General features: G+C 68.7%; 16 protein-coding genes. 15 read left to right on the top strand and 1 reads right to left on the bottom strand.

The features are described 5' to 3' along the window. Positions 1-106: 106 nt before the first annotated feature. The 14 genes from LDQ05_RS05125 (at position 107) to LDQ05_RS05060 (ending at position 23504) form a co-directional block, all read left to right on the top strand. Positions 107-1768 (top strand): SpoIID/LytB domain-containing protein, encoded by a 1662-nt coding sequence (locus LDQ05_RS05125; protein WP_226435812.1) that lies wholly within the window; start codon positions 107-109, stop codon positions 1766-1768. 121 nt (positions 1769-1889) lie between these two features. After that, a complete protein-coding gene (locus tag LDQ05_RS05120; RefSeq protein ID WP_226435811.1) occupies positions 1890-2648 on the top strand; it encodes a MerR family transcriptional regulator in 759 nt (252 codons plus the stop codon). Positions 2649-2720: 72 nt separating this feature from the next. Continuing rightward, positions 2721-3941: a UDP-galactopyranose mutase gene (gene glf / locus LDQ05_RS05115; RefSeq protein WP_226435810.1), complete on the top strand. Its 1221-nt coding sequence runs from the start codon at positions 2721-2723 to the stop codon at positions 3939-3941. A 2-nt stretch (positions 3942-3943) separates the two neighbouring features. After that, positions 3944-5857 carry a glycosyltransferase gene (locus LDQ05_RS05110; protein WP_226435854.1) on the top strand — a complete coding sequence of 638 codons (1914 nt, stop codon included), beginning with the start codon at positions 3944-3946 and terminating at the stop codon, positions 5855-5857. Positions 5858-5921: 64 nt separating this feature from the next. After that, on the top strand, positions 5922-6413 hold the full coding sequence (locus tag LDQ05_RS05105; RefSeq protein ID WP_226435853.1) for a phosphatase PAP2 family protein: 492 nt from the start codon (positions 5922-5924) through the stop codon (positions 6411-6413). Then, the gene (locus LDQ05_RS05100; protein WP_226435809.1) at positions 6410-7315 is read left to right on the top strand and encodes a decaprenyl-phosphate phosphoribosyltransferase; all 906 of its coding nucleotides are present in this window, start codon (positions 6410-6412) and stop codon (positions 7313-7315) included. Before LDQ05_RS05105 ends, LDQ05_RS05100 begins: the two co-directional genes overlap by 4 nt. A gap of 4 nt (positions 7316-7319) precedes the next feature. Further along, on the top strand, positions 7320-9293 hold the full coding sequence (locus LDQ05_RS05095; protein WP_372461036.1) for an arabinofuranosyltransferase AftB family protein: 1974 nt from the start codon (positions 7320-7322) through the stop codon (positions 9291-9293). A 346-nt stretch (positions 9294-9639) separates the two neighbouring features. Beyond that, on the top strand, positions 9640-10650 hold the full coding sequence (locus LDQ05_RS05090; RefSeq protein WP_226435808.1) for an alpha/beta hydrolase: 1011 nt from the start codon (positions 9640-9642) through the stop codon (positions 10648-10650). A gap of 220 nt (positions 10651-10870) precedes the next feature. Then, positions 10871-12778, top strand: a complete 1908-nt coding sequence (locus LDQ05_RS05085) for an alpha/beta hydrolase-fold protein (RefSeq protein WP_226435807.1) — start codon at positions 10871-10873, stop codon at positions 12776-12778. A gap of 118 nt (positions 12779-12896) precedes the next feature. Beyond that, positions 12897-13457, top strand: coding sequence for a DUF732 domain-containing protein (locus LDQ05_RS05080; RefSeq protein ID WP_226435806.1), 561 nt, complete (start codon positions 12897-12899; stop codon positions 13455-13457). 45 nt (positions 13458-13502) lie between these two features. Next, positions 13503-14465 (top strand): cutinase family protein, encoded by a 963-nt coding sequence (locus LDQ05_RS05075; protein WP_226435805.1) that lies wholly within the window; start codon positions 13503-13505, stop codon positions 14463-14465. Between the two features lie 628 nt (positions 14466-15093). Beyond that, the gene (fadD32, locus tag LDQ05_RS05070) at positions 15094-16986 is read left to right on the top strand and encodes a long-chain-fatty-acid--AMP ligase FadD32 (RefSeq protein ID WP_226435804.1); all 1893 of its coding nucleotides are present in this window, start codon (positions 15094-15096) and stop codon (positions 16984-16986) included. A gap of 50 nt (positions 16987-17036) precedes the next feature. Further along, positions 17037-21953, top strand: a complete 4917-nt coding sequence (pks13, locus tag LDQ05_RS05065; RefSeq protein ID WP_308013163.1) for a polyketide synthase Pks13 — start codon at positions 17037-17039, stop codon at positions 21951-21953. Between the two features lie 9 nt (positions 21954-21962). Beyond that, complete coding sequence (locus LDQ05_RS05060) at positions 21963-23504, top strand: acyl-CoA carboxylase subunit beta (RefSeq protein ID WP_226435802.1); 1542 nt, start codon at positions 21963-21965, stop codon at positions 23502-23504. A 100-nt stretch (positions 23505-23604) separates the two neighbouring features. Here the strand turns inward: LDQ05_RS05060 and LDQ05_RS05055 are convergent, their stop codons facing one another. Beyond that, a complete protein-coding gene (locus LDQ05_RS05055; protein ID WP_226435801.1) occupies positions 23605-24402 on the bottom strand; it encodes an IclR family transcriptional regulator domain-containing protein in 798 nt (265 codons plus the stop codon). A 192-nt stretch (positions 24403-24594) separates the two neighbouring features. On the opposite strand from LDQ05_RS05055, the gene catA reads away from it, so the two are divergent. After that, the gene (catA, locus tag LDQ05_RS05050) at positions 24595-25446 is read left to right on the top strand and encodes a catechol 1,2-dioxygenase (protein ID WP_226435800.1); all 852 of its coding nucleotides are present in this window, start codon (positions 24595-24597) and stop codon (positions 25444-25446) included. Positions 25447-25465: the final 19 nt, after the last annotated feature.

The following is a 25465-nucleotide window of genomic DNA, read 5'->3' as shown; positions in this document are numbered from 1 at the left end:
TCAACCTGAGCTTTAGCATCGGTGTCGAAGCATCGGTCTCGAATGTCCGATCCGCGCGTGGGTCACGTGCGAGTACCCGGAACTGCGAGAACAAGGAGCGCGCCACATGACACGACGGCCCATCGGAAACAGGGGAAGGATCCGCAGGCGGCGTGTCGTGCTCGGCCGCCCGATGCGCGGGGGGTGGCGTCCGTCCGCCACCCGCGCCGCCGCACTCGGACTCGCCCCGGCGCTCCTCGCCGGAGCGGTCGTCGGAGCCGTCGTGGGCAACCGCGGCGACGACACCGACGTCACCCGTGCGGTGTCCGCCGACACCCCCATCACGTTCACCGGATTCGGACACGGACACGGCCGCGGCATGGGGCAGTGGGGGGCCTACGGCTACGCGCAACAGGGCTGGACGGCCGAACGGATCGTCGCCCACTACTACGGCGGCACCACGCTCGGCACCGTCGACAACAGCATGATCGCGGTCCGGCTGACGGACCACGACGACGAAGGCCTCGACGTCTACTCCGAGACCGGACTCGTCGTCGCCGGTCGGCGGACCGAACCCGGGCAGGCCGCGCACCTGACCCCGGTTCCCGGTGGCGGAGCGAACGTCGTCGTCACCGCCGGATGCAGCGGCGACGTGGTGTGGCAGGGGGCCACCGACCTGCCGTGGGTCGATCCCGTCGACCTCGGCGAGGACCGGCCCGCCGAGGAGCACCTCAGGATGTGCGCCGGCGACACCCCCTACCGCGGGGCCCTTGGTGTCGTCCTCGACGGCGACGCCGCGCGCACCGTCAACCGTCTGCCCGTCGAGGACTACCTGCGCAGTGTCGTTCCGGCCGAATCGCTGCCCGGTTGGGCGGACTCCGGCGGCGCCGAGGCGCTCCGGGCGCAGGCCATCGCCGCCCGCTCGTACGCGCTCGCCGAGAAGCGCAGCGAACTGTGGCAGACCTGCGACACCGTCAGCTGCCAGGTGTACGGCGGATCGAGCGTCGAGGATCCGCGCACCGACGATGCCGTGCGCACCACCCGCGGCGTCGTGCTGATGAAGGACGGGCAGATCATCCGCAGCGAGTTCTCCGCCTCCACCGGCGGGTACTCGGCCGGCGGCACCTTCCCTGCCGTCGAGGACCTCGGCGACGCGGCCGCCCCCAACCAGCAGTGGGCCAAGACCATCACCGCCGGTGAGATCGGCTCCGCGTTCGGTGTCGGCGAGTTGCAGTCGTTCGATGTGCTCGCCCGCAACAACCTCGGTGCCGATGGCGGTCGTGTCACCCAGGTCCGGGTCGTCGGGTCCGACCGCACCATCGAGACCACCGGCGCCGAGGCGCGCGCCAAGCTCGGTCTGCGCTCCGACTGGTTCACGGTGCAGGAGGGCATGGGTTCGGACGTTCCGCCGATCACACCGGCACCCGAGGTCGGCCCCGAGGTGACCACCGATCCGCTCGGGACGACCGATGGCGGATCCGCCATCGAAGCGAAGTACTTCGAACTCGGAGGCGTCGAGAGCACCCTCGGTCCCGCCGTCGGGCCGGAGCTGACCCTTCCGGACGAGACCGGCAAGTTCCGGATCTTCACCGGCGGGGCCATCGTGTGGACCCCCGAACTGGGCGCACAGGTCATCGACGTGAGCTTCCTGCGCGACTGGTTCCCCGGCAGCGGTAGCGCCGACTCGGCCGGTGAGCCGGAGGTCGTCGAACCGGAAGTGGTCGAGCCCCAGGTGGTCGAACCCCAGGTGACCGAACCGGCGACCACGGATCCGGACACCACCGAATAGCGCACGCCCACCACCGGGCGGTCGTCCCCACCGGGACGCCCGCCCGGTGTTCCGTGTGCACCCGTTGACATTGACGCGACGTCAAGCTGCAGGCTGGAGTCGGCGCGACGGAAGGTGCGGCATGCGATCCGAATGGTCCATCCAGGAGCTGGCCCGCGCGGCCGGTGTCACCAGCAGGACCCTGCGTCACTACGGCGACGTCGGAGTCCTCGAACCGAGTCGCACGGGCGCGAACGGTATGCGGTTCTACGACGCGGACGCACTCGTGCGGCTCCAACGGATCCTGCTGCTGCGTGACCTCGGACTGGGGTTGCCCGCGATCCGGCAGGTGCTCGAGGGGAACCGCGACACCGTCGTTGCGCTGCGCACCCACCTGGACCTGCTCCGTCACGAGCGGGAACTCCTCGACCGCCGCATCGAGGCGGTGCGCACCACCATCGACCGAACACGGAGAGGGGAAGCACTCATGGCACACGAAGTCTTCGACGGATTCGATCACACCCGGTACCGGGACGAGGTGGTCGAACGGTGGGGTGCCGACGCCTACGACACCGGCGACCGCTGGTGGCGCGGCATGACCGATGCGCAGCGGACCGATTGGCAGGGCCGGGTCGCGCAGTTGTCGCGCGAGTGGGCGGACGCGGCCCGCGCCGGTCTCGACCCGGCCGGGCCCGAGGCCCAGGATCTCGCGCGACGGCACATCGAGTGGTTGGCGTCGGTGCCGGGCACCCCCGGGTACGGAACCGCCGAGGGCAGTCCGCGCGAGTACGTGCTCGGTCTCGCGGACATGTACGTCGCCGACGACCGGTTCGCCGCGAACTACGGGGGCACCGAGGGCGCCGAGTTCGTCCGTACCGTTCTCCGCATCCACCTGCGGTGATCGTGCGCGTTTCCGGTAGCTGGGGCTACCAGAAACGCGCACGGCTACGGGGTTCGCCTACCCTGGTCTTTCGTGACTGCTGCATCAGCGCCCCAGCCCTCCACCGGTGAGTACGACCTGATCGTCGTCGGCTCCGGATTCTTCGGACTGACGATCGCCGAGCGCGCGGCCACGCAGCTCGGAAAACGGGTCCTCGTCGTCGAGCGTCGACACCATCTCGGTGGCAACGCCTACTCCGAGCCGGAACCCGAAACCGGTATCGAGGTGCACAAGTACGGTGCGCACCTCTTCCACACGTCCAACAAGCGTGTGTGGGACTACGTCAACCTCTTCACGGACTTCACCGGGTACCAGCACCGCGTGTTCGCGATGCACGACGGTCAGGCCTACCAGTTCCCGATGGGGCTGGGGCTGGTCTCGCAGTTCTTCGGCCGGTACTTCACGCCGGACGAGGCCCGCGCGCTGATCAAGGAGCAGGCCGCCGAGATCGCGACGTCCGAGGCACAGAACCTCGAGGAGAAGGCGATCTCCCTGATCGGCCGGCCCCTCTACGAGGCGTTCGTCCGCGACTACACCGCCAAGCAGTGGCAGACCGACCCGAAGGAACTGCCCGCCGGCAACATCGCCCGCCTGCCCGTCCGCTACACCTTCGACAACCGGTACTTCAACGACACCTACGAGGGCCTGCCCGTCGACGGCTACACGGCGTGGCTCGAGAACATGGCGAAGGACGAGAGGATCGAGGTCCGGTTGAACACGGACTGGTTCGAGGTCCGCGACGGTGTCCGCGCCGCCAGCCCCGACGCACCCGTCGTCTACACCGGCCCCCTCGACCGGTACTTCGACTACGCCGACGGCAAGCTCGGCTGGCGCACCCTGGACTTCGAGACCGAGGTGCTGCCCACCGGCGATTTCCAGGGCACTCCCGTCATGAACTACAACGACGCCGACGTGCCGTACACCCGCATCCACGAGTTCCGGCACTTCCACCCCGAACGCGACACGTATCCGTCCGACAAGACGGTCATCATGCGCGAGTTCTCCCGGTTCGCCGGTGACGACGACGAGCCGTACTACCCCATCAACACCCCCGAGGACCGCGCGAAGCTCACCGCCTACCGTGACCGCGCCAAGCAGGAGGCCGCGCAGAACCACGTCCTGTTCGGTGGTCGCCTCGGCACCTACCAGTACCTGGACATGCACATGGCCATCGCGAGTGCGTTGAGCATGTTCGACAACACCCTCGTCCCGTTCTTCGAATCCGGTGTGCCGGTGGCGGGGGATGCGTCGTGAGCGTGGGAGAACTCGAGGAGAACACCGTGAGCACCGCGACCGGTCCGGCGCTCGGCAGGTCGCTGCTGCAGCGGATCATTCTGCCCAGGCCGGGTGAGCCGCTGGATGTGCGCACCCTCTACCTGGAGGAGTCGCCGACCAACGCGCGGCGCGCGCACGCGACGACCCGCACGACGTTGAACATCGGCGCCGAGTCCGAGGTGTCGCTGTGCACCTACTTCAACGCCTTCCCCGCCAGCTACTGGCGGCGCTGGACCGTTCTCGGTTCGGTGGTGCTGCGGCTCGAACTCACCGGCCACGGCCGCATCGACATCTACCGCAGCAAGGCCGACTCGAGCCGCATCCACGTGCAGGGCCGCGAGTTCCGCGGCGAGCAGGTGGTCGTCGAGTTGGAGACGGATCTGGGACCGTTCGAGGACGGCGGCTGGATCTGGTTCGACGTCACCACCGACACCGACGTCACCGTGCACTCCGCCGGGTGGTACGCGCCGGTCGATGCGCCGGGTGAGGCCTCCGTCGCCGTCGGTATCCCCACCTTCAACCGGCCCGCCGACTGCGTCGCCGCGTTGCGGGCGCTGGCGTCGGATCCGCTGGTCATGGACGTCGTCGACGCCGTGATCATCCCCGACCAGGGCACCCGCAAGGTTCGCGACCAGGACGGTTTCGCCGAGGCCGCCGCGCCGTTCGGTGATCGTCTCGCCATCCACGACCAGGCGAACCTCGGTGGTTCCGGTGGCTACAGCCGCATCATGTACGAGGCGTTGAAGACGACGTCCTGCCCGTACATCCTGTTCATGGACGACGACATCGAGATCGAACCCGACTCGGTGCTGCGGGCCCTCGCGTTCTCGCGGTTCGCGAAGTCCCCGATGCTCGTCGGCGGGCAGATGCTCAACCTGCAGGAACGCAGCCACCTGCACACGATGGGCGAGGTCGTCGACCGCAACGTGTTCATGTGGTCGGCCGCGCCGAACGTCGAGTACGACCACGATTTCGCGACGAAGCCGCTGCGCGACCGCGAGAACTCGAAGCTGCTGCACCGCCGCATCGACGTCGACTTCAACGGCTGGTGGATGTGCATGATCCCGCGCGTCGTTGCGGAGGAGATCGGTCAGCCGCTGCCGCTGTTCATCAAATGGGACGACGCCGAGTACGGGCTGCGTGCCCGCGCCGCCGGTTACCCGACGGTGACGATGCCCGGTGCCGCGATCTGGCACATGGCGTGGAGCGACAAGGACGACGCGATCGACTGGCAGGCGTACTTCCACCTGCGCAATCGTCTCGTCGTCGCGGCCCTGCACAAGCACGGCGACGCGAAGCCGATGGTCCTCGACACCGTCAAGGCCACCGTCAAGCACCTGGTGTGCCTCGAGTACTCGACGGTCGCGATCCAGAACAAGGCGATCGAGGATTTCCTCGCCGGCCCCGAGCATCTGTTCGAGTTGCTGCCCAAGGCGCTCGGCGACGTGCACGCGCTGCGGAAGAACTTCTCCGACGCGCGGGTGCTGGCGTCGTCGACGGACCTTCCGTTGCCGTCCGGTGCGGGTGTCGGCGCGGTCGGTGAGCCCGCCGGTGCGCTCGCGAAGGTCAAGCGGCTCGCCAAGGGGGTGGTGCACAACCTGCGCCCCGAGAACCGCGGACACCACGACCGGCCGCAGCTGAACGTACCGACGATCGACGCACGCTGGTTCCTGTTGTCGCAGGTCGACGGTGTGACCGTCACCACCGCGGACGGGCGCGGCGTCGTCTACCGTAAGCGCGACCGCGCGCAGGCGCAGGCGTTGCTCAGTGAGGCGCTGCGGTTGCGGCGCGAACTGGCACGACGATTCCCGGAGCTCGAGCAGCGGTACCGGGATGCGGTTCCCGCACTGACCAGCAAGGAGGAGTGGGAACGTGTCTTCGGTATCGACGGCTGACGCCGCGTCCCCGGTCGACGTCGACGCCGGGGCGGAACCCCGCCCGGCGTCCCTCGAGGTGCGGATGTTGCAGGCGGTGCAGGGCACCGTCGGGCGTGCGCCCGCCGCGACGTCGGTGGCGCGGGGCCTGTCGCATTTCGGTGAGCACGCTCTCGGGTGGATGGCGATCGGTGGCGTCGGCGCGCTCGTCGACCGTCCGCGCCGCCGCGAGTGGGCGGCCGTCGCGGTCGGCGCCGTCGGCGCGCACGCCGCGTCGATCGTGATCAAACGTGTGGTGCGTCGTCGCCGACCCTCCCACCCGTCGGTGCAGGTCAACGTGTCGACACCGAGCCGGTTGAGTTTCCCGTCGTCCCATGCGACGTCCACGACAGCGGCGGCCGTGCTGATGGCGCGGGCCACCGGACTACCCTTTCCCGCGGTGCTGGTGCCGCCGATGTTGCTGTCGCGTCTCGTTCTCGGTGTGCACTATCCGACCGACGTCCTGGCCGGTGCGGCACTGGGCGCGGCGTCGGCCGCCGTGGTGGTGCAGGCAGAGAAGAAGTTTGGAGAGCGATGAGCGAGGAACCGACCGTCGTTTCGGAAGCCCCGAAGAGTCTGGCCGCGGGGATCGTCAAGGCGGTCCGTCCGCGGCAGTGGGTGAAGAACGTCCTGGTGCTGGCGGCACCGATGGCGGCGGGCTCGGTCACCGACGCCGACGTGCTGTTGCCGGTGGCGCTGGCGTTCGTGGTGTTCTGCATGGCGGCGTCGGGCATCTATCTCGTCAACGACGCGATGGATGTCGAGGCCGACCGCGCGCATCCCACCAAGCGGTTCCGCCCGATCGCGGCGGGTGTGCTGCCGGTGCGGCTCGCGTACGTGATGGCGGTGGTGCTGCTCGTCGGCTCGATCGCGTTGTCGTTCGTCGCGAACTGGCAGCTCGCGGTCGTGATGGCCGTGTACATCGGTATTCAGCTGGCGTACTGCTTCGGGCTCAAACACCAGGCCGTGCTCGACATCTGCATCGTCTCGTCCGGGTTCCTGATCCGCGCGATCGCCGGGGGTGTGGCCGCCGAGATCCCGCTGTCGCAGTGGTTCCTGCTGATCATGGCGTTCGGTTCGCTGTTCATGGCGGCCGGGAAGCGGTACGCGGAGCTGCGGCTCGCGAACCGTACCGGCGCGAAGATCCGTAGGTCGCTCGAGTACTACACCGAGACCTACCTGCGGTTCGTGTGGACGCTCGCGGCGACCGCGGTCGTGATCTGCTACGGCCTGTGGGCGTTCGAGCAGGACGTCGTCGCCGAATCGAACTGGTACGCGATCTCGATGATCCCGTTCGTCGTCGCGATCCTGCGGTACGCGGTGGACGTCGACGGGGGAGACGCCGGGGAGCCGGAGGAGATCGCTCTCGGCGACCGGGTCCTGCAGCTGCTCGCCGTGATCTGGATCGTGGTGGTCGGCGGTGCTGTCTACCTCTTCTGACGTCGTGGACGGCGTCGACGACTCGGCGGTGGGCAGGTCGGGCACCGACCTGTCCACCCGGTCGCGCCGTCTGTCGACGGGAGTGTTCGCCGGGGGCGTCGTCGTCGCGGCGGTCCTCATGTTCTGGGGTGCGTGGGAGCGCCGTTGGATCGCCGACGACGGTCTGATCGTGCTGCGCACCGTCCGCAACCTGCTCGCCGGGAACGGTCCGGTGTTCAACGTGGGGGAGCGGGTGGAGGCGAACACCTCCACCCTGTGGACGTATCTGGTCACCGCGGCGGCGTGGGTGACACAGATCCGCCTCGAGTACGTGGTGCTCGGACTCGCGTTGATCCTGTCGACGGGCGCGGTGGTGCTCGCCGCGTTCGGTGCGGCCCGCCTGTACCGGTGGCGGATGCGCGGTGCGGCGGGCACCGTGTTGCTGTTGCCGGCGGGTGTCCTGGTGTACATCGCGGTGCCCCCGGCGCGTGACTTCGCGACGTCCGGGCTGGAATCGTGCCTGGTGATCTTCTGGATCGCGTTGCTGTGGCTGCTGCTGGTGCGGTGGGCCACCCCCGACCCGGATGCCGACGCGGGGGATCCCGGAGCGTCGCTGCCGGGCACCCCCTACATCCTCGGCACCGCGTTCGTCGCCGGGCTGGGGCCGCTGGTGCGCCCCGAGCTGGCCGTCCTCGCGGCGATCGCCCTGGCGATGCTGTTCCTCGCGCCGGGCCTCACCCCGCGGGTGCGGGTCGCGATGGTCGCGGTCGCGGGGGTCGTGCCCGTCGCCTATCAGATCTGGCGGATGGGCTACTACGGGCTGCCCTACCCCAACACCGCGGTGTCGAAGGACGCGGGTGGAGCGAAGTGGGCGCAGGGCCTCGATTATCTCGCCAACCTCGTGGGCCCGTATCTGCTGTGGTTGCCCGGGGTGTTCCTCGCGATCGTCGCGGGCATCGTGCTGTACACCTCCCGCGTCGTGCCGACGATGCCGACGGGCCCGGGCACCGCGCGGTTCCCGGTGCCGCGTGACGCCGCGGCGGCGAAGGCGCTGCTGCTGCGCGGTCGGCGTGCCCTGCGTACCCCGACGGCGACCGTGGTGTTCATCGTCGGATCGGGGCTCCTGCTGGCGGTGTACTCGGTGCGTGTCGGCGGCGACTTCATGCACGGTCGGGTGCTGCTCCCGGCGCTGTTCTGCCTGCTGCTTCCGGTGGCCGTGGTGCCGCTGCGTGTTCCGGACAGGTCGGAACGGCAGGACCGCCGAACGGTCGCGACCGCGATCGCGGCGGGGTTGATGTGGTCGGGCACGGTGGTGTGGGCGTTCTTCGCCGCGGGCACGACCGGGATGCCCGAGGGCGCGGTGGTCGGGCGGTCGGGGATCGTCGACGAGCGTGCCTTCTACGCACTCAACACCGGTCACGAGCATCCGATCCTGGCCCAGGACTATCTGGACTATCCGCGGATGCGCGCGATGGTCGAGGCGATCGAGGACACCCCGAACGGTGGTCTGCTGCTGCCGACGGGCGCGTTCGACGTGTGGGATGTCGTTCCGCCCCCCGAACCGATTCCGGAGGGCGGGGCCGGACACACGGTGTTCTTCCTGAATCTGGGGATGACGAGCATGAACGTCGGCCTCGACGTGCGGGTGATCGATCAGATGGGTCTGGCGTACCCGCTGGCCGCGCACACCGAGCGGCTCGAGGACGGCCGTATCGGGCACGACAAGGCGCTGTTCCCCGACTGGGCGGTCGCCGACTCGGGGATGGTCGACGTGCATCCCTGGCTGCCGCCGTACCTGGACGAGGAATGGGTCGCGGAGGCCCACGTCGCGTTGACGTGCCCGGACACCCAGGAGTTGTTGGCGTCGTCGAGCGCGCCGCTGACGTGGCCGCTGTTCAAACGGAACCTGCGCAACGCGTTCGAGTACGCCGGCTACCGGATCGACCGGGTGCCGGAATACGAGATCCAGCGGTGCGGACTGGAACTGCCCCCCGAGTGATCCCTCGCCGAGGCCGCCCGGATCATCCCGACATCGGGGACGATCCGGGCGTCGGTGTGACGCGCGACACCCAGGTTTCGAGGGCTTCCCGCTGGCGGCCCGATCACGGTCTCGCTAGGATCACGCCCGATAACGAATTCGTAACATCACCGAATGTCGGATTCATTGTGACGGGCCACTGTGGGCCTACGACCAGTTGGGACCGGGGTTTGTCTCAGGTAACGCCGTCCTTTACAGTCTTGACCGCAGTGTGACTCGAGGTGGTCTCCCGATGGCCACCCCCACTCCGGAATCCGTCGGGGGACGCGAACGCCGACGCCGCAGATCGAGAAAGTGAGCATTGTTCATGCGTTTTGTCCCTAGGTTGTCGCAGGGCCTTCGCAGGCGCCTGCTCGGTACCGCCGCAGCAGCGCTCGTCCTGCCAGTCGCTGCGGGCGTCGCCGGAACCACCTCCGCCCTGGCTGCACCCGCCCAGGCCGCACCGATCTCGCATCGTGCGCCGGCCGGGGGCTTCGAGGAGGTCTTCGTCGATTCGGACATGGGTCCGATCAAGGTCCAGATCCAGTGGGCCGCGCGCGGCGGTGACGCCGCCCTCTACATGCTCGACGGCCTGCGTGCCCGCGACGACGCGAACGCCTGGTCGTTCGAGACCAACGCGCTCCAGCAGTTCGCGAACGACAACGTCAGCCTGATCATGCCGGTCGGCGGCCAGGCCAGCTTCTACACCGACTGGTACGCGCCCAGCAACTTCAACGGCCAGGACATCACCTACAAGTGGGAGACGTTCCTGACCGAGCAGCTCCCGGACTACCTCGAGACGCGCGGCGTGTCGCGGAGCAACAACGGCATCCTCGGCCTGTCGATGGGTGGTTCCGCCGCCCTGACCCTGGCCGCGTACCACCGCGACCAGTTCAAGTTCGCGTCCTCGCTGTCGGGTTACCTGAACCTGTCGGCACCGGGCATGCGCGAGGCCATCCGCATCGCGATGCTCGACGCCGGTCGCTTCAACGTCGACGCGATGTGGGGACCGCCGTGGAGCCCGGCGTGGTTGCGCAACGACCCGTTCGTGTTCGCGCCGAAGCTCGAGGGCCTGTCGATGTACATCTCGGCGGCGAGCGGCCTGCCCGGTGAGCACACCAACCCGCAGACCCTCACCGACTTCTACAACACGGGCAACGCCATGGCGCTCGAGGCGCTGTCGCTGATCCAGACCCGTTCCTTCCAGGTCAAGCTCGCCGCCCTCGGCGTCGACGCGACCTTCGACTTCCCGGCGCGCGGCGTCCACGCGTGGAAGTACTGGGAGGACCAGCTCTGGAAGGCACGTCCGCAGATCCTGGACGCGCTGAACGCGCACTGATTCCGGACCGCACTGCACGACCCGGGATTCCGCCCGGTCGCTCCCGAGGAGCGGCCGGGCGGAATTCGTCCCTCCGGACATCAATTTTCCCACCGGTCACAGCGCGGCTCCCCCGATCCTGGGCTCCGACCGTGTACAAACGAGTCTCGGAAGCACACGGCGACGCGGCGATCCCGACGGGTGGAGCCGCACCGGGCGACGCGGGAAGCGAGCAGAGCAGATGCGAACTGTGCCGGGCGGCCATCGGGGAGGGCCGGACCTCGAGACGACCACGCCGCGATCCACCGGATTGCGGAGACGCACCCTCGCCTTGGTCGCCGCGTCCCTCGCGGTGCCCGTCGCGCTCGGGCTGACCGCCACACCGGTCGCGACCGCTCACCCGGCGGCGCCGGCGCAGTTCTCGCAACCCGGGGCCACACAGGCGCCGGGTGCGGCGGTGACGCGGGTCGACTGGCTCACCGACCGCCGGGTCGCACTGTGGATCCAGTCGCCGTCGATGGGTGTGCCGATCCAGGTGCAACTGCTCCTCGCGCGCGACTGGAACCGGGCACCCGACGCGCGGTTCCCGGCCGTGTTCATGCTCGACGGGCTACGGGCCCGCGACGACGAGAACGGCTGGACGCTCGAGACGGACGCCGAGCAGTTCTTCGCCGACAAGAACGTCAACGTCGTGCTGCCGGTGGGTGGCCAGTCCAGCTTCTACTCCGACTGGGTCGATCAGAACAACGGGCAGAACTACAAGTGGGAGACGTTCCTGACGCAGGAGCTGCCCCCGATCCTGGAAGGCCAGTGGCGGACCACCGACACCCGCGGTGTCGTCGGGTTGTCGATGGGCGGAACCGCCGCGATGTTCCTCGCCGCCCGCAACGAGGGATTCTTCGACTTCGCGGCGTCGTTGTCCGGGATCCTCACGACGACCACCCTCGGCATGCCCGAAGCCATCCGGTACGCGATGAACGACGCCGGCGGGTTCGACGTCGACGCGATGTGGGGGCCACCGGGCAGCAACGAGTGGGAATCCCACGATCCGTACCTGCTCGCCGACCGGTTGCGCGGCGTGAGCCTGTACGTGTCGAGCGGTAGCGGGAGCACCGGACCCTACGATCAGCCGTCCGGTATCCCCGGTGTGAGCACCAACTACGCGGGGATGGGCCTCGAGATCCTGTCGCGCCTGACGTCCCAGGCCTTCGCGACGAAACTGAACAAGCTCGGGATCCCCGCGCAGATCGTGTACCGACCCTCGGGCACCCACTCGTGGCCGTACTGGGAATTCGAACTGCACCAACTGTGGCCGCAGCTCGCGAACACGCTCGGCGTCGAGGTGACGAAACCGGATTGCGGTACCGCCGGGCCGGTCGGTGACGTGGCGGCGGCGAATCCGTGGCTCGGTGACTGCCTGACCCCCGAATACCCGGCGGGTGCGGGTGTCGCGCAGGACTTCCGTTCGGGCCGGGTGTTCTCCGCGGGAGGGGCGGCGCACCCGGTGGCCGGTGCGATCGGTGGTGCCTACCAGGCTGCGGGCGGCCCGGCAGGCGTGCTCGGCCACCCGATCACCGAGGAGCGTGTCGCGCCGGACGGGCGCGGCCGGTACAACCACTTCGAGCACGGCGTCGTCTACTGGACACCCGAGCACGGCGCCCGGTCGATCCGCGGCGAGATCCTCGAGGAATGGAAGCGGCAGGGCTGGGAGGCCGGTCCCCTCGGATACCCGGTGGCCGACGAGGTGGGTACCCCCGATCAACGCGGACGAGTGCAGGCCTTCGAGATCGGCGCGATGTACTGGACCGAGCAGACCGGCGCCGCCGCCGTGCAGGGCATGATCCTCGACAAGTACGCGCAGATGGGCTACGAGACCGGCGTCCTCGGATACCCGAAGTCCAGCGAGCACATCATCACCGGCGACGGTCGATTCTCCGAGTTCGAGCACGGGAACATCTACTGGAGCCCGCTCACCGGTGCGTGGCCCGTCCGCGGGACGATCCTCGAGAAGTGGGCCGCCGAGGGCGCGGAGAACGGCCGGCTCGGCTACCCGATCAGCGAGGAGTTCCCCGTCGACGGTGGTGTGCAACAGAACTTCCAGACCGGATACGTCACGGTCGTCGGTGATGCCGTGACCGTCCATCCCTGACACGCCACGAATCGGGGCCGACGGGCGATGCTGCCCGATCGGCCCCGATCGTGCTCTGTAGCCTGGACCGCATCAGTGCACGATCGACTCGACAAACCTGATGTGAGGACACCACCACATGCCTGCACGGACCCGTTCGCGTTCCACCCGCGTCCTCGGTGCGCTCGTCGCGGCCGTCGCCTCCGCTGCCGTTCTGGCCGCGTGCGGCAGCGACGACTCCACCGCGACCAGCACCCCGTCGGCGACGACGACCACGTCCGCGTCGGCGACGGGCAGCGCCACGGCGAGCGCCGGTGAGGAGACGACCGACGACACGACCACCGACGCGACGTCCCCCGGCGAGCCCGGTGCCGGCGACGCTCCGGTGACGAGCCCCGGCGAGGCCGCGACCGCGCCGCCGCAGGAATCGGTGCCGGCCGTCGACGATCGCGGCGCGACCTTCCTGTCGGCGCTGCGTGAGGAGGGTGTCGAACCGTACGACGACGCCACCGCCATCAGCATCGCCGAGTACGTGTGCAACGCCCAGGCGCAGGGTGGCCCGGACAGCGACGTGAAGACGATGGTCACGGCACTCATCGGCAGCAGTTCCGTGGCCTCGGGTGCCGAGATCAGCGAGGAGGAGGCGGCGGCCGCCGCCGACACCTACATCAGCGTGGCCGGCGCGTCGTACTGCAGCTGATCGCTCGGCCACCGGACATCGCGGACAGGAAGGAACTCCACATCGATGGGCGCCAGGAAGCAGCGTCGCCGCGGGCGGACGTTCGTGATCGTCGGGACGCTGCTCCTGCTCGTCCTCGTGTTGGTGTTCTGGTACGTGCTGGCGGGCCGCCTCGATCTGCCGGGGCCCGCGCCGACACCGCCGTCACCGGAGGAACCGCAGGCGCAGCCCGCGTCCTGCCCGGACGTGCAGGTCGTCGCGGTCCCGGGAACGTGGGAGTCGGCGCGGGGCGACGACCCGTACAACCCGACGGCCAACCCCGCGTCCCTGATGCTGAACGTGACGCGTCCGCTGCAGGACCGGTTCGATGCGCAGCGCGCGGACGTCTACACGGTGCCGTACGTCGCGCAGTTCTCGAATCCGGTGGCGCTCCCTCCGGACGGCCAGCAGTCGTACAACAACAGTCGCAGTGAGGGAACGGCGGCGATGACGCAGTTCCTCGCCGATCGGCACGCGGAGTGCCCGCTGACCACGTACGTGCTCACCGGGTTCTCCCAGGGCGCCGTCATCACCGGTGACGTCGCCGCGCAGATCGGTGCGGGCAACGGTCCGGTGCCCGCCGACCGTGTGCTCGGGGTCGCGCTCATCGCCGACGGCCGCCGGGACGGCGTGTCGGGGATCCCCGTCGGGCCGGTGCCGATCGGCGTGGGTGCCGAGCTGTCCCTCGCGGGACTGCGGCTTCCGGGTATCACCATGACGGGTGCCCGCGAGGGCGGATTCGGCGAGTTGAACGACCGCACGTGGCAGATCTGCGCGCCCTCGGACAGCATCTGCGATGCGCCCGCCGACGCGCTCAATCCGACGAACTGGGCCTCCGCGGCGCCGCGTCTGCTCGAATACTTCAACAACCCGATCCACGCGATGTACAACACGTACGTGGTGGACGATGCGGGGACGACCGCGACGCAGTGGGTGACGCAGTGGGCGCGGGAGAAGATCGAGACGGCCCCGTACCCTCCCGAAGAGTGAGGCCTCCCGACAGCTACCGGGCGGTAGTGTCGGATCTCACCACCCGGTACAATCGACAAACGCTCGCCCTTAAACTCGTCCCTCGGCTGCATCCGCAGGGTCCGGGGTGTGGCGTTCGATCATGGCCACAGGGAGAAAGGGTCGGATGAGTGCCGTCACCGGCATACGCGCTCGTGAGCAGCGCGCGGCCCGCGATGTTCCACGTCACCACGCGGTGGAACCGGAGGGGCCACCCGCTCGCCGGGCCTCTGGATCCGCGCTGCCGCGGCGGTGGGTGACGGCGGCGGAACACCGCGGCCGATTCGTGAATCGTCCAACCGCGCAACCACTTCGCGCGGGTTTCCCCGGGGGGTGGGACCGCGCTTCGCAGGCGGATGTGGTGGTGCCGTATCTTGAGTTCTTCTGGGGTGCTCACGAACGTGGTCTGCCTCGTGGAAGTGCAGCGCAGGACTTCGACCACGTGGATCTGTAACATAACCGTGACCTCGGGCCGATGGACAGAATCGACAGGTTGGTGGGTCGGAAGCTGTCGTCGCTGCCCGGGCGCGACGGTCCACGAGCACAAACGGGAAAAAAGGGGGCGCAACCATGTCGAGTGGTTGTGGATCGCTTCGACAGGGAGAAGGAATTGAGCGTCGGGTTCGAAGAGTTCATCGATGACAACGGGCAGATCGCTCTGCCGGAGGATCGCGACACACTGCTCGATCACCTCGAGCAGCACACGGCCTCCAACGGGGACGAGTTGGCCTACCGGTACATCGATTACTCCCGTGAACGTGACGGCGAGGTCCACGAGCTGACCTGGGCCCAGTTCGGCGTGCGGATGCGGGCGATCGCCGCGCGTCTGCAGCAGGTCACCGCCCCGGGCGATCGGGTCGCCATCCTGGCACCGCAGGGCCTCGACTACGTGGTGTCCTTCTTCGCCGCCATCTACGCCGGCGTCATCGCCGTTCCGCTGTTCGACCCGGACGAGCCGGGCCACACCGACCGTCTCCACGCGGTCCTCGGTGACTGCACCCCCAGCGCGATCCTCACCGCCACGTCGTCCGCGGCCGGGGTCCGCCAGTTCTTCCGGCCCCTCCCCGCCGCACAGCGCCCCCGCGTCATCGCGGTGGACGCGATCCCCGACACCGTCGCCGACACCTGGAAGCGTCCCGACGCGTCCCCCGACGACATCGCGTACCTGCAGTACACCTCCGGCTCGACGCGGGTCCCCGCCGGTGTGGAGATCACCCACCGGTCGGTCCTCACGAACGTCGTGCAGATGGCCGACTCGATGGAGTTGAACGAGACCTCGCGCGGCGTGACGTGGCTGCCGCTGTTCCACGACATGGGCCTGCTCACCGTCATCCTGCCCGCGATCGGCGGCAAATACATCACGATCATGAGCCCGAAGGCGTTCGTGCAGCGGCCCGGACGCTGGATCCGTGAGCTCGCCGCCGTGTCCGACGGCGCCGGCACGTTCGCGGCCGCCCCGAACTTCGCGTTCGAGCACGCCGCCGCCCGCGGCCTGCCGAAGAACGGCGAAGAACTCGACCTGAGCAACGTCATCGGCCTGATCAACGGCAGCGAGCCCGTCACCACGTCGTCGATGCGCAAGTTCAACGAGGCGTTCGCGCCGTTCGGCCTCCCGAAGACCGCGATCAAGCCGTCCTACGGCATGGCCGAGGCCACGCTGTTCGTCTCGTCCACCCGCAACAGCGACGAGGCCAAGGTCATCCACGTCGACCGCACCGAACTCAACGCCGGTCGTGTCGTGCGGGTCGATCGGGACGCACCGAACGCGATCCCGCAGGTGTCGTGCGGTTACGTCGCCCGCAGCCAGTGGGCCGCGATCGTCGACGCCGAGAGCGGAGCCGAACAGCCCGACGAGCACGTCGGCGAGATCTGGTTGCACGGCGAGAACATCGGCGTCGGCTACTGGGGACGCAAGGACGAGACCGACAAGACGTTCCGCAACCGCATCACGTCGCGCATCGCCGACGGCAGCCACGCCACCGGCGTCGCCGACGACGCGAACTGGCTGCGTACCGGCGACTACGGCGTCTACATCGACGGCGAGCTCTACATCACGGGCCGCGTCAAGGACCTCGTGATCGTCGACGGACGCAACCACTACCCGCAGGATCTCGAATTCTCGGCGCAGGAGGCCAGCACCGCGCTGCGTCCCGGTTTCGTCGCCGCGTTCGCGGTGCCCGCGAACCAGCTCCCCACCGCGGTGTTCGAGAACTCCGCGTCGGAACTCGAGTTCGACGCCGACGACGCCTCGGAGCAGCTCGTCGTCGTCGCCGAGCGCGCACCCGGAGCCGGGAAGGCCGATCCGCAGCCGATCGCCGACGCGGTCCGCGCTGCGATCTCGGCGCGACACGGCGTCACCGCCCGCGACGTGCTGCTCGTCCCCGCCGGGTCGATTCCCCGCACGTCGAGCGGGAAGATTGCGCGGCGCGCCTGCAAGGCCGCATACATCGAGGGGACGCTGCGCGGTGGGTACCGTCAGCAGGCGTTCCCCGACAGCGTGTAACCATTTTCCTTCGTCCCGGGTAGCGTGGTGGGTTGATGTCTGACACTGAAATGACCGTTGCGCAGCTGCGTGAGTGGTTGCGCAACTGGATCGCCGACACGACCGGGCAGCCGGTCACGCAGATCTCGGACGACCGTCCGATGGAGGAGTTCGGGCTCTCGTCCCGGGACGCGGTCGCGCTCAGCGGCGAGATCGAGGAACTGCTCGGTGTCACCCTCACGGCGACCATCGCCTACCAGCATCCGACGATCGCGTCGCTGGCCACCCGGATCATCGAGGGCGAACCCGAGGTGTCCGCCGACGCCGACGCCGCCTACTTCTCGTTCGGGGGTCCGGTCGGCGCCAAGGACATCGCGATCGTCGGCATGTCGACACGCCTGCCCGGGCACGTGGACACCCCGGCGCAGATGTGGGAGCTGCTCGCGGCGGGCCGCGACGGCATCACCGAACTGCCGGAGGGACGCTGGTCGGAGTTCGACGGCGACCCCGAGGTGGCCGAGGCCATCCGGTCCGCCAACACCCGCGGCGGCTACCTCGACGACGTGAAGGGTTTCGACGCCGAGTTCTTCGCGATGTCGCCGCGCGAGGTCAAGATGGTCGACCCGCAGCAGCGCCTCGCGTTGGAGCTGGCCTGGGAGGCGCTCGAGCACGCGCACATCCCGGCGAGCGACCTCAAAGGCGGTTCGGTCGGTGTGTTCATCGGCAGCTCCGCGAACGACTACCAGCTGCTCGCGGTCGCCGATCCGTCCGCGGCCGACCCGTACGCGATCACCGGCACGTCCACGTCGATCGTCGCGAACCGCGTCTCGTACTTCTTCGACTTCCACGGCCCGTCCGTCAGCATCGACACCGCGTGTTCGTCGTCGCTGGTCGCGGTGCACCAGGCGGTGCGTGCCCTGCGCGGCGGTGAAGCCGACGTGGCCCTCGCCGGTGGTATCAACATGCTGCTCGCCCCCGCCGGAACCCTCGGTTTCGACGAGACCGGGATGCTCACCGCCGACGGGAAGATCAAGGCGTTCTCCGCCGACGCGAACGGCATCGTCCGCTCCGAGGGCGGCGGCCTCGTCGTCCTCAAACGGCTCGAGGACGCCGAACGCGACGGCGACGACATCCTCGCCGTCATCGCCGGATCCGCCGTCAACCAGGACGGACGGTCCAACGGGCTGGTCGCGCCGAACCCCGAAGCGCAGGTCGACGTGCTGCGTCGCGCCTACCGTGACGCCCAGATCCTGCCGTCGGGTGTCGACTACATCGAGGCGCACGGCACCGGCACCGTCCTCGGCGACCCCATCGAGGCCGACGCGCTCGGTCGCGTGGTGGGTCGTGGACGTGACGACGACAAGCCGGCGCTGCTGGGCTCGGCGAAGACGAACTTCGGTCACCTCGAGTCCGCGGCCGGCGCGGCAGGCCTGATCAAGGTGGTGCTCGCGATGCGCGAGGATCGTCTGCCCGCCACCTTGAACTATTCGGCACCCAACCCGTACATCCCGTTCGAGCAGGCGCACCTGCGGGTGATCCCGGACGGCGCCGACTGGCCGCGGTACACCGGCCGCGCCGTCGCCGGTGTGTCCGGTTTCGGGTTCGGTGGCACCAACGCGCACGTGGTGGTGCGCGAGTACACCGGTCCGGAGGGGCAGGCCGATTCGGAAGCAGAAGCCGAGATCCTGCCGGAGACCGCCGAGATCACCGCGACCGCGACTGCGCCCACGGACGCGCAGTCGGAGGCGCGGGCGCTGCCGGTGCTGCTCGCGGTGTCCGCACCGATGCCGTCGCGTCGCCGTCGCGCCGCCGCGGATCTCGCCGACTGGCTCGAGACGGAGGCGGGCAGCACCACCGACCTCGCCGACGTCGCCCGCACCCTGTCGCGGCGCAACCACGGTCGTTCCCGCGCCGTGGTGATCGCCGCCGACCGTGCCGAGGCCATCGCCGGGTTGCGCGCCGTCGCCACGGGCAAACCCGCGCAGGGCGTGTTCACCTCGGATGCGCCCGCTGCGAAGGGTCCGGTGTGGGTGCTGTCCGGTTTCGGTGCGCAGCACCGCAAGATGGCCAAGCAGCTGTACCTCGAGAACCCGGTGTTCGCGGCGGCCGTCGACGAGGTGGACGTGCTGATCCAGGACGAGTCCGGCTGGTCGATGACCGAGAAGTTCCTCGACGACGGGCAGGACTACGACGTCGAGACCGCGCAGGTCGGCATCTTCACCGTCCAGATCGGTCTGGCCGCGGTGCTGCGTCACCACGGCGCCGAACCCGCCGCGATCGTCGGGCACTCCATGGGTGAGGCCGCCGGTGCCTACATCTCCGGTGGGCTGTCGCTCGAGGACGCCGTCCGCGTGATCTGTGCCCGCTCCCGCCTGATGGGTGAGGCCGAGGCCGGTCTCGAGGGCGACGACATCCGTCTGATGGCTCTCGTCGAGTACACCGCCGCCGAGATCACCGACGTGCTGCCCGATTTCCCGCAGCTCGAGGTGTGTGTCTACGCGGCGCCCACCCACACCGTGATCGGTGGCCCGCAGGAACAGGTCGACGCGATCGTCGCGCGCGCGGAGGCCGAGGAGAAGTTCGCTCGGGTCCTGCAGACGAAGGGTGCGAGCCACACCTCGCAGGTCGATCCGATCCTCGGTGAGCTCGCCGCCGAACTCGCCGGCATCGAACCGCACCACCTGAAGGTCGACGTGTACTCGTCGGTCGATCGGGAGACGCTCTACAAGGCCGGTCACGAGGGCATCCACCCCGTCGAGTACTGGACCAAGGGCATGCGTCACAGCGTGTACTTCACGCAGGCGATCCGGCAGGCGCTCGGTGACGGACACACCACCTTCGTCGAACTCAACGCCAACCCCGCGACACTGATGTCGGTGGCCGCCACCGCGTTCGACGCCGGGGTGCAGGACGGTCAGTTCATCCAGACCCTCAAGCGCAAGGAAGACGAATCGCTCGGGGTGCTCACGGCACTCGCGCAGCTGTACGTGCACGGGCACACCGTCGACCTGCGCAGCCTCCTGCCGGACGGCCCCTACGCGGAGCTGCCACGAACGGCGTTCCTGCGCAAGCCGTTCTGGCTCGACGTCAACATCGGTGGGCGCGGAAACGGTCGCGCACCGGGTGCCCGCGTCGCGTTGCCCGACGGACGGTACGTGTGGGAGGTGCAGGCCTCGGCCGTCACCGACCCGGCCGCGCTCGTCGTCGCCGCGGCGTCGCAGGTGCTCGCCGACGTCGTGCTCACCGCGTCCATCCCGCGCGCGGGGGTGCCCGTCGTCGGTACCCTCACGACCACGCTGACACCGCATCCGGGCGGTGCATCCGTGCAGGTGCACGCCCGCGGCGAGGACGGGTTCGCGCTCGTCCACGAGGCCGTCGTGTCGTCGGGTGAGGCGCTGCCCGCGCCGGTCGTCGCTGCGGTCGTCCGCGAGGACGAACCCGCCGAGGCCGACACCGTCGAGGTGACGTTCGGCGACCGGTGGGATCCCGAGGGCACCCAGCCCCTCGAGGAGCGGCTGACGCTGATCGTCGCCGAATCCATGGGGTACGCCCCGGAGGATCTCCCCGCCGAGATCCCGCTGCTGGAACTGGGATTGGATTCCCTGATGGCGGTGCGCATCAAGAACCGCGTCGAGTACGAGTTCGACATCCCGCAACTGCAACTGTCGGCCGTCAAGGACGCGAGCCTCCAGGACGTCGCGAAGTACCTGCGGTACGCGGTCGAGAACCGCGAGGAGGTCGCGGCGCTCGCCGCGCAGCAGGCCGCGGAGAAGGACGCCGCGACGGCAGCCGAGGACGAACTCCCCGGATCCGAGGACACCGGGGTGGTCGCCGAGGCGGAACACATCCTCGATTCCACCGAACCCGCTCCTGCCACAACCGAACCCGAGGGCAGTGCATCGTCGGACGGGGTGGATGTGCCGCCGCGTGACGCCGCCGAACGCCTGACGTTCGCGTCCTGGGCCGTGATCACCGGCAGGTCCGCGAAGGGCATCTTCAACCCGCTACCGACGCTCGACGGTGCCACCGCGGCGCGTCTCGCGGAGCGGCTCACGGAACGCTCCGGTGGTGAGGTCACCGTCGACGACGTCGTCGCCGCGTCCACCATCGAGCAGCTGTCCGAATCGGTGCGTCAGCACCTCGAATCCTCCGACCGCATCGATGGTCTCGTCCGCGCACTGCGACCGCGTCCCGAAGGATCCGACGCCGTGCCGGTGTTCGTGTTCCATCCGGCCGGTGGCTCCACGGTCGCGTACGAGCCGCTGCTGCGCCGTCTTCCCGCCGGCACCCCCATGTACGGGTTCGAACGCACCGAGGGCCCCATCGACGAGCGGGCGAAGGTGTATCTGCCGCTCCTCGAGGAGATCCAGGGCGACGGACCGTACGTGCTGTACGGCTGGTCGCTCGGTGGTGTGCTCGCGTACGCGGTGGCCCGGCTGCTGCGGGAGAACGGCAAGGACGTCCGCGTCGTCGGTCTCCTCGACACCGTCATGGCCGGGGAGAAGATCGAGGACACCCCCGACGAGATCCGTAAGCGTTGGCAGCGGTACTCGGCGTTCGCGAAGAAGACGTACGGGATCGACGCCCCGCTGCCCTACGACCTGCTCGCCGAGGCGGGCAGCGACGAAGAACAGATCGGCATCCTGATGGGGCTGCTCGAACTCAGCGGCGCACAGATCCCCGGCGGGATCATCGAGCACCAGCGCACGTCGTGGCTCGACAACCGCGCCATCCAGACCGCCGAGTTGCGCCCGTACGGCGGCGACGTCGTGCTGTACATGGCGGACAAGTACCAGGACGACGCGATCGATCTCGAACCGGCGTTCGCGACGCGGGCGCCGGACGGGGGATGGGGTGACGTCGTCGACAACCTGGAGATCGTCCACATCGGTGGAGACCACATCCAGATCGTCGACGAGCCGTACATCTCGAAGGTGGGGGAACACCTGACCCGGAAGCTGGCCGACATCGAGGCCTCGAGGAGCTGAGCCAAGTACATGACCACCACGGCAGAAAAGCTCGCCGAACTGCGCGCGAAACTGGAGATCGCGAACGAACCGGCCGGTGAGGCCGCGATCGCCAAGCGCGCCGCGAAGGGGATCCCCAGCGCCCGCGAACGCATCGACATGCTGCTCGACAAGGGCACCTTCGTCGAGATCGGCGCGCTCATGCGCACCCCCGGCAACCCGGATGCCTTCTACGGCGACGCAGTCGTCGTCGGACACGGACTCGTCGACGGGCGGCCGGTCGCCGTGTTCTCCCACGACCAGACCGTCCTCGGCGGCAGCGTCGGTGAGATGTTCGGCCGCAAGGTCTCCGCGGTGCTCGAGCACGCCCTCAAGGTCGGTTGCCCCGTCGTCGGCATCAACGACTCCGGCGGCGCCCGCGTCCAGGACGCCGTGACCTCCCTCGCGTGGTACGGCGAGATCGGCAGGCGCACCGAGCCGCTGTCCGGGCTGGTCCCGCAGATCTCGGTGATCGTCGGCAAGTGCGCCGGCGGCGCCGTGTACGCCCCCATCAACACCGACGTCGTGGTCGCCACCGAAGAGGCATACATGTTCGTCACCGGCCCGGACGTCATCAAGGCCGTCACCGGTGAAGAGGTCAGCCTCGAAGAACTCGGTAGCGCCCGCAAGCAGGCCGAGTACGGCAACGTGCACCATGTCGCGGCCGACGAGAAGGCCGCGTTCGAGTGGGTGCGCCAGTACCTGAGCTACATGCCGTCGAACGCACAGGAGAAGCCCCCGGTCATCAACCCGGGCCTCGAACCCGAGATCACTCCCGACGATCTCGAGCTGGACACGTTCATGCCCGACGCCGACAACTCCGGCTACGACATGCATGACATCCTGCTGAAGATCTTCGACGACGGCGACTTCTTCGAGGTGCGCGGCCAGGTCGCGCACAACGTCATCACCGGGTACGCCCGCGTCGACGGCCGTCCCGTCGGTGTGGTGGCGAACCAGCCGATGTACCTGTCGGGTGCGCTCGACGCGGACGCCGCGGACAAGGCCGCGCACTTCGTGCGGGTGTGCGACGCCTACGACATCCCGCTCGTGTTCGTCGTCGACACCCCCGGCTTCCTGCCGGGCGTCGATCAGGAGAAGATCGGCGTGATCAAACGTGGCGGTCGCTTCCTCTTCTCGTACGTCGAGGCGTCGGTGCCGAAGGTGACCGTGGTGGTGCGCAAGTCGTACGGCGGCGGGTACGCGGTGATGGGGTCGAAGCAACTCGGCGCCGACATCAACTTCGCGTGGCCCACGGCCCGCATCGCGGTGATGGGTGCCGAGTCGGCGGTCGCGGTGATCGGTCGCCGCCAGATCGAGGCGGCCGGGGAGAACGCACCGGCGGTCCGGCAGCAGCTCATCAACTTCTACAACGAGCACGTCGCCACGCCGTACATCGCGGCAGAACGCGGCTACGTCGACGCGGTGATCGAGCCGTCGGCGACGCGTCTGGAGATCCGTAAGGCGCTGAACCTGTTGCGCGACAAGAAGGTGTTCAAGAACCCGCGCAAGCACCACCTCCTTCCTCTGTAGCTACGTCCCGTAGCCGAAGCCTCCGCGAGTGTGCAGTTGTCGACGCGATCCGACACGGAAACCGCTGATAACTGCACACTCGTCGGGGCGCGGGTGAACGTCAACGCATGCGATAGCCGAGTTCCTCGCTGAGCCTCTCCGCGCAGGCCACGACCTGTTTCGCGGCCAGGTCGCGGAAGGACTCGAGAGTGTGGCGACCCGTCGACGTCGAACATGCGAGCACGCCCGCCGCTGTCCCGCCGGGCTCGAACACGGGAGCGGCGATCGAGATGAGCCCTTCCTCGAGTTCGGCCGCCGCCATCGCGTAGCCCCGGCCGCGGACCTGAGCCAGTTCGTCGCGGAAACTGTCGGCGTTGTCGATGGTCAGGGACGTCAGCCGCTCGAAGTTCGTGTCGGCGATGACGGCCTCCACCCGTTCGTGCGGCGCCCACGCGAGCAGTGCCCGGCCCATCGACGTCGCGTAGGCGGGCACGCGGGTGCCGACGGAGACGTTGATGCTCATGATCCGTCGCACCGGTACCCGCGCGGCATAGACGACCTCGTTGCCGTCGAGCACACCGAGGGACGCGGATTCGTGTGTGTGCTCGGCGATCTCGACGAGTTTCGGGAGTGCGGAGTCGACGAGTGCGTGCGAGGATGTGTAGTGCTGCCCGATGCTGAGCACCCGCGGTGTCAGCGACCAGCGGGACCCGTGCGAAGTGACGTAACCGAGCCTCTGCAGGGTGAGCAGGATGCGCCGTACCGCGGGGCGCGACAGGTCGGTCTTGGTGGCGATGTCCGCGAGCGACGGGTTCGGGTCCTTGTCGTCGAAGGCGTGCAGCACCGCGAATCCGCGCTCGATGCTCTGGATGAAATCGCGCTCGTTACCCCGGGTGTTGCCTAGGTCGGTACTCGGCATGTCATCTCCTACCTGCAGTTCTTCACGATGGTCCCGCATCCGGTGTTGACAAGCTGTGTGACACCACGCACAGTATGTGTGTACGCAATGCGATCCGCAAGTACGCACAGCGTACAGCACCGGTCGCGCGCAGCCCCCGAGCCGACCCGGCACCCACTTTCCACACTGTTCTTCTCAGCCCCAGGAGAGTCCATGACCACCATCGAGAACCCGACCGCTCACGGCTCCGGCAACGCCGCCACCGACAAGTTCAAGTCCGAGCGCGTCACCGCCGACACCTCGGTCGAGCGCGCGGCGGCCATCTACAAGGACGTCCTCTCGGCTTTCAAGGACATCATCCACAAGCACGAGGTCACCTACGACGAGTACCGCGTGCTCAAGCAGTGGATGATCGACGTCGGTGAGTACGGTGAGTGGCCGCTGTGGCTGGACGTGTTCGTCGAGCACGAGGTGGAGGAAGTTCACTACAGCCGCAAGCATTTCAGCGGCACCAAGGGCTCCATCGAGGGCCCCTACTACGTGCCGAACGCCCCGAAGCTGCCGGCCGAGTGCACCATGCCGATGCGGGAGAAGGACGTTGCGGCCGCACCGCTGATCTTCAAGGGCCAGGTCACCGATCTCGACGGTAACGGGCTCGGAGGCGCCACCGTCGAACTGTGGCACGCCGACGAGGACGGCTTCTACTCGCAGTTCGCTCCCGGAATCCCGGAGTGGAACCTGCGCGGCACCATCGTCACCGACGAGGACGGCAACTTCGAGATCACCACGCTGAAGCCCGCCCCCTACCAGATCCCCAACGACGGCCCGACCGGCTGGTTCATCAAGTCCTACGGTGGTCACCCGTGGCGTCCCGCCCACCTGCACCTGATGGTGTCGGCGCCGGGCAGGAACTCCGTCACCACCCAGCTGTACTTCCAGGGCGGCGATTGGGTCGACAACGACGTCGCCACCGCGACCAAGCCCGAGCTGATCCTGGATCCGCAGCCGAACGCCGACGGTGTCGCCGAGGTGACCTACAACTTCGCGCTCGATCCCGAAGCCTGATCCGTCTCCGGTAGGAAGC

Source organism: Rhodococcus yananensis, assembly GCF_020515525.1.
Classification (GTDB): Bacteria; Actinomycetota; Actinomycetes; order Mycobacteriales; family Mycobacteriaceae; genus Rhodococcus; species Rhodococcus yananensis.
The sequence above is the reverse complement of the archived record's forward strand: the minus strand, read 5'-3'. Positions and strand labels throughout refer to the sequence as shown.

Coding starts and splice junctions, on each gene's coding strand:
- LDQ05_RS05105 (WP_226435853.1), top strand. CDS start 5,922: ATGTTGCAGGCGGTGCAGGGCACCGTCGGGCGTGCGCCCGCCGCGACG.
- LDQ05_RS05090 (WP_226435808.1), top strand. CDS start 9,640: ATGCGTTTTGTCCCTAGGTTGTCGCAGGGCCTTCGCAGGCGCCTGCTC.
- catA (WP_226435800.1), top strand. CDS start 24,595: ATGACCACCATCGAGAACCCGACCGCTCACGGCTCCGGCAACGCCGCC.
- LDQ05_RS05100 (WP_226435809.1), top strand. CDS start 6,410: ATGAGCGAGGAACCGACCGTCGTTTCGGAAGCCCCGAAGAGTCTGGCC.
- LDQ05_RS05120 (WP_226435811.1), top strand. CDS start 1,890: ATGCGATCCGAATGGTCCATCCAGGAGCTGGCCCGCGCGGCCGGTGTC.
- LDQ05_RS05125 (WP_226435812.1), top strand. CDS start 107: ATGACACGACGGCCCATCGGAAACAGGGGAAGGATCCGCAGGCGGCGT.
- LDQ05_RS05055 (WP_226435801.1), bottom strand. CDS start 24,402: ATGCCGAGTACCGACCTAGGCAACACCCGGGGTAACGAGCGCGATTTC.
- pks13 (WP_308013163.1), top strand. CDS start 17,037: ATGACCGTTGCGCAGCTGCGTGAGTGGTTGCGCAACTGGATCGCCGAC.
- LDQ05_RS05075 (WP_226435805.1), top strand. CDS start 13,503: ATGGGCGCCAGGAAGCAGCGTCGCCGCGGGCGGACGTTCGTGATCGTC.
- LDQ05_RS05060 (WP_226435802.1), top strand. CDS start 21,963: ATGACCACCACGGCAGAAAAGCTCGCCGAACTGCGCGCGAAACTGGAG.
- LDQ05_RS05080 (WP_226435806.1), top strand. CDS start 12,897: ATGCCTGCACGGACCCGTTCGCGTTCCACCCGCGTCCTCGGTGCGCTC.
- LDQ05_RS05085 (WP_226435807.1), top strand. CDS start 10,871: ATGCGAACTGTGCCGGGCGGCCATCGGGGAGGGCCGGACCTCGAGACG.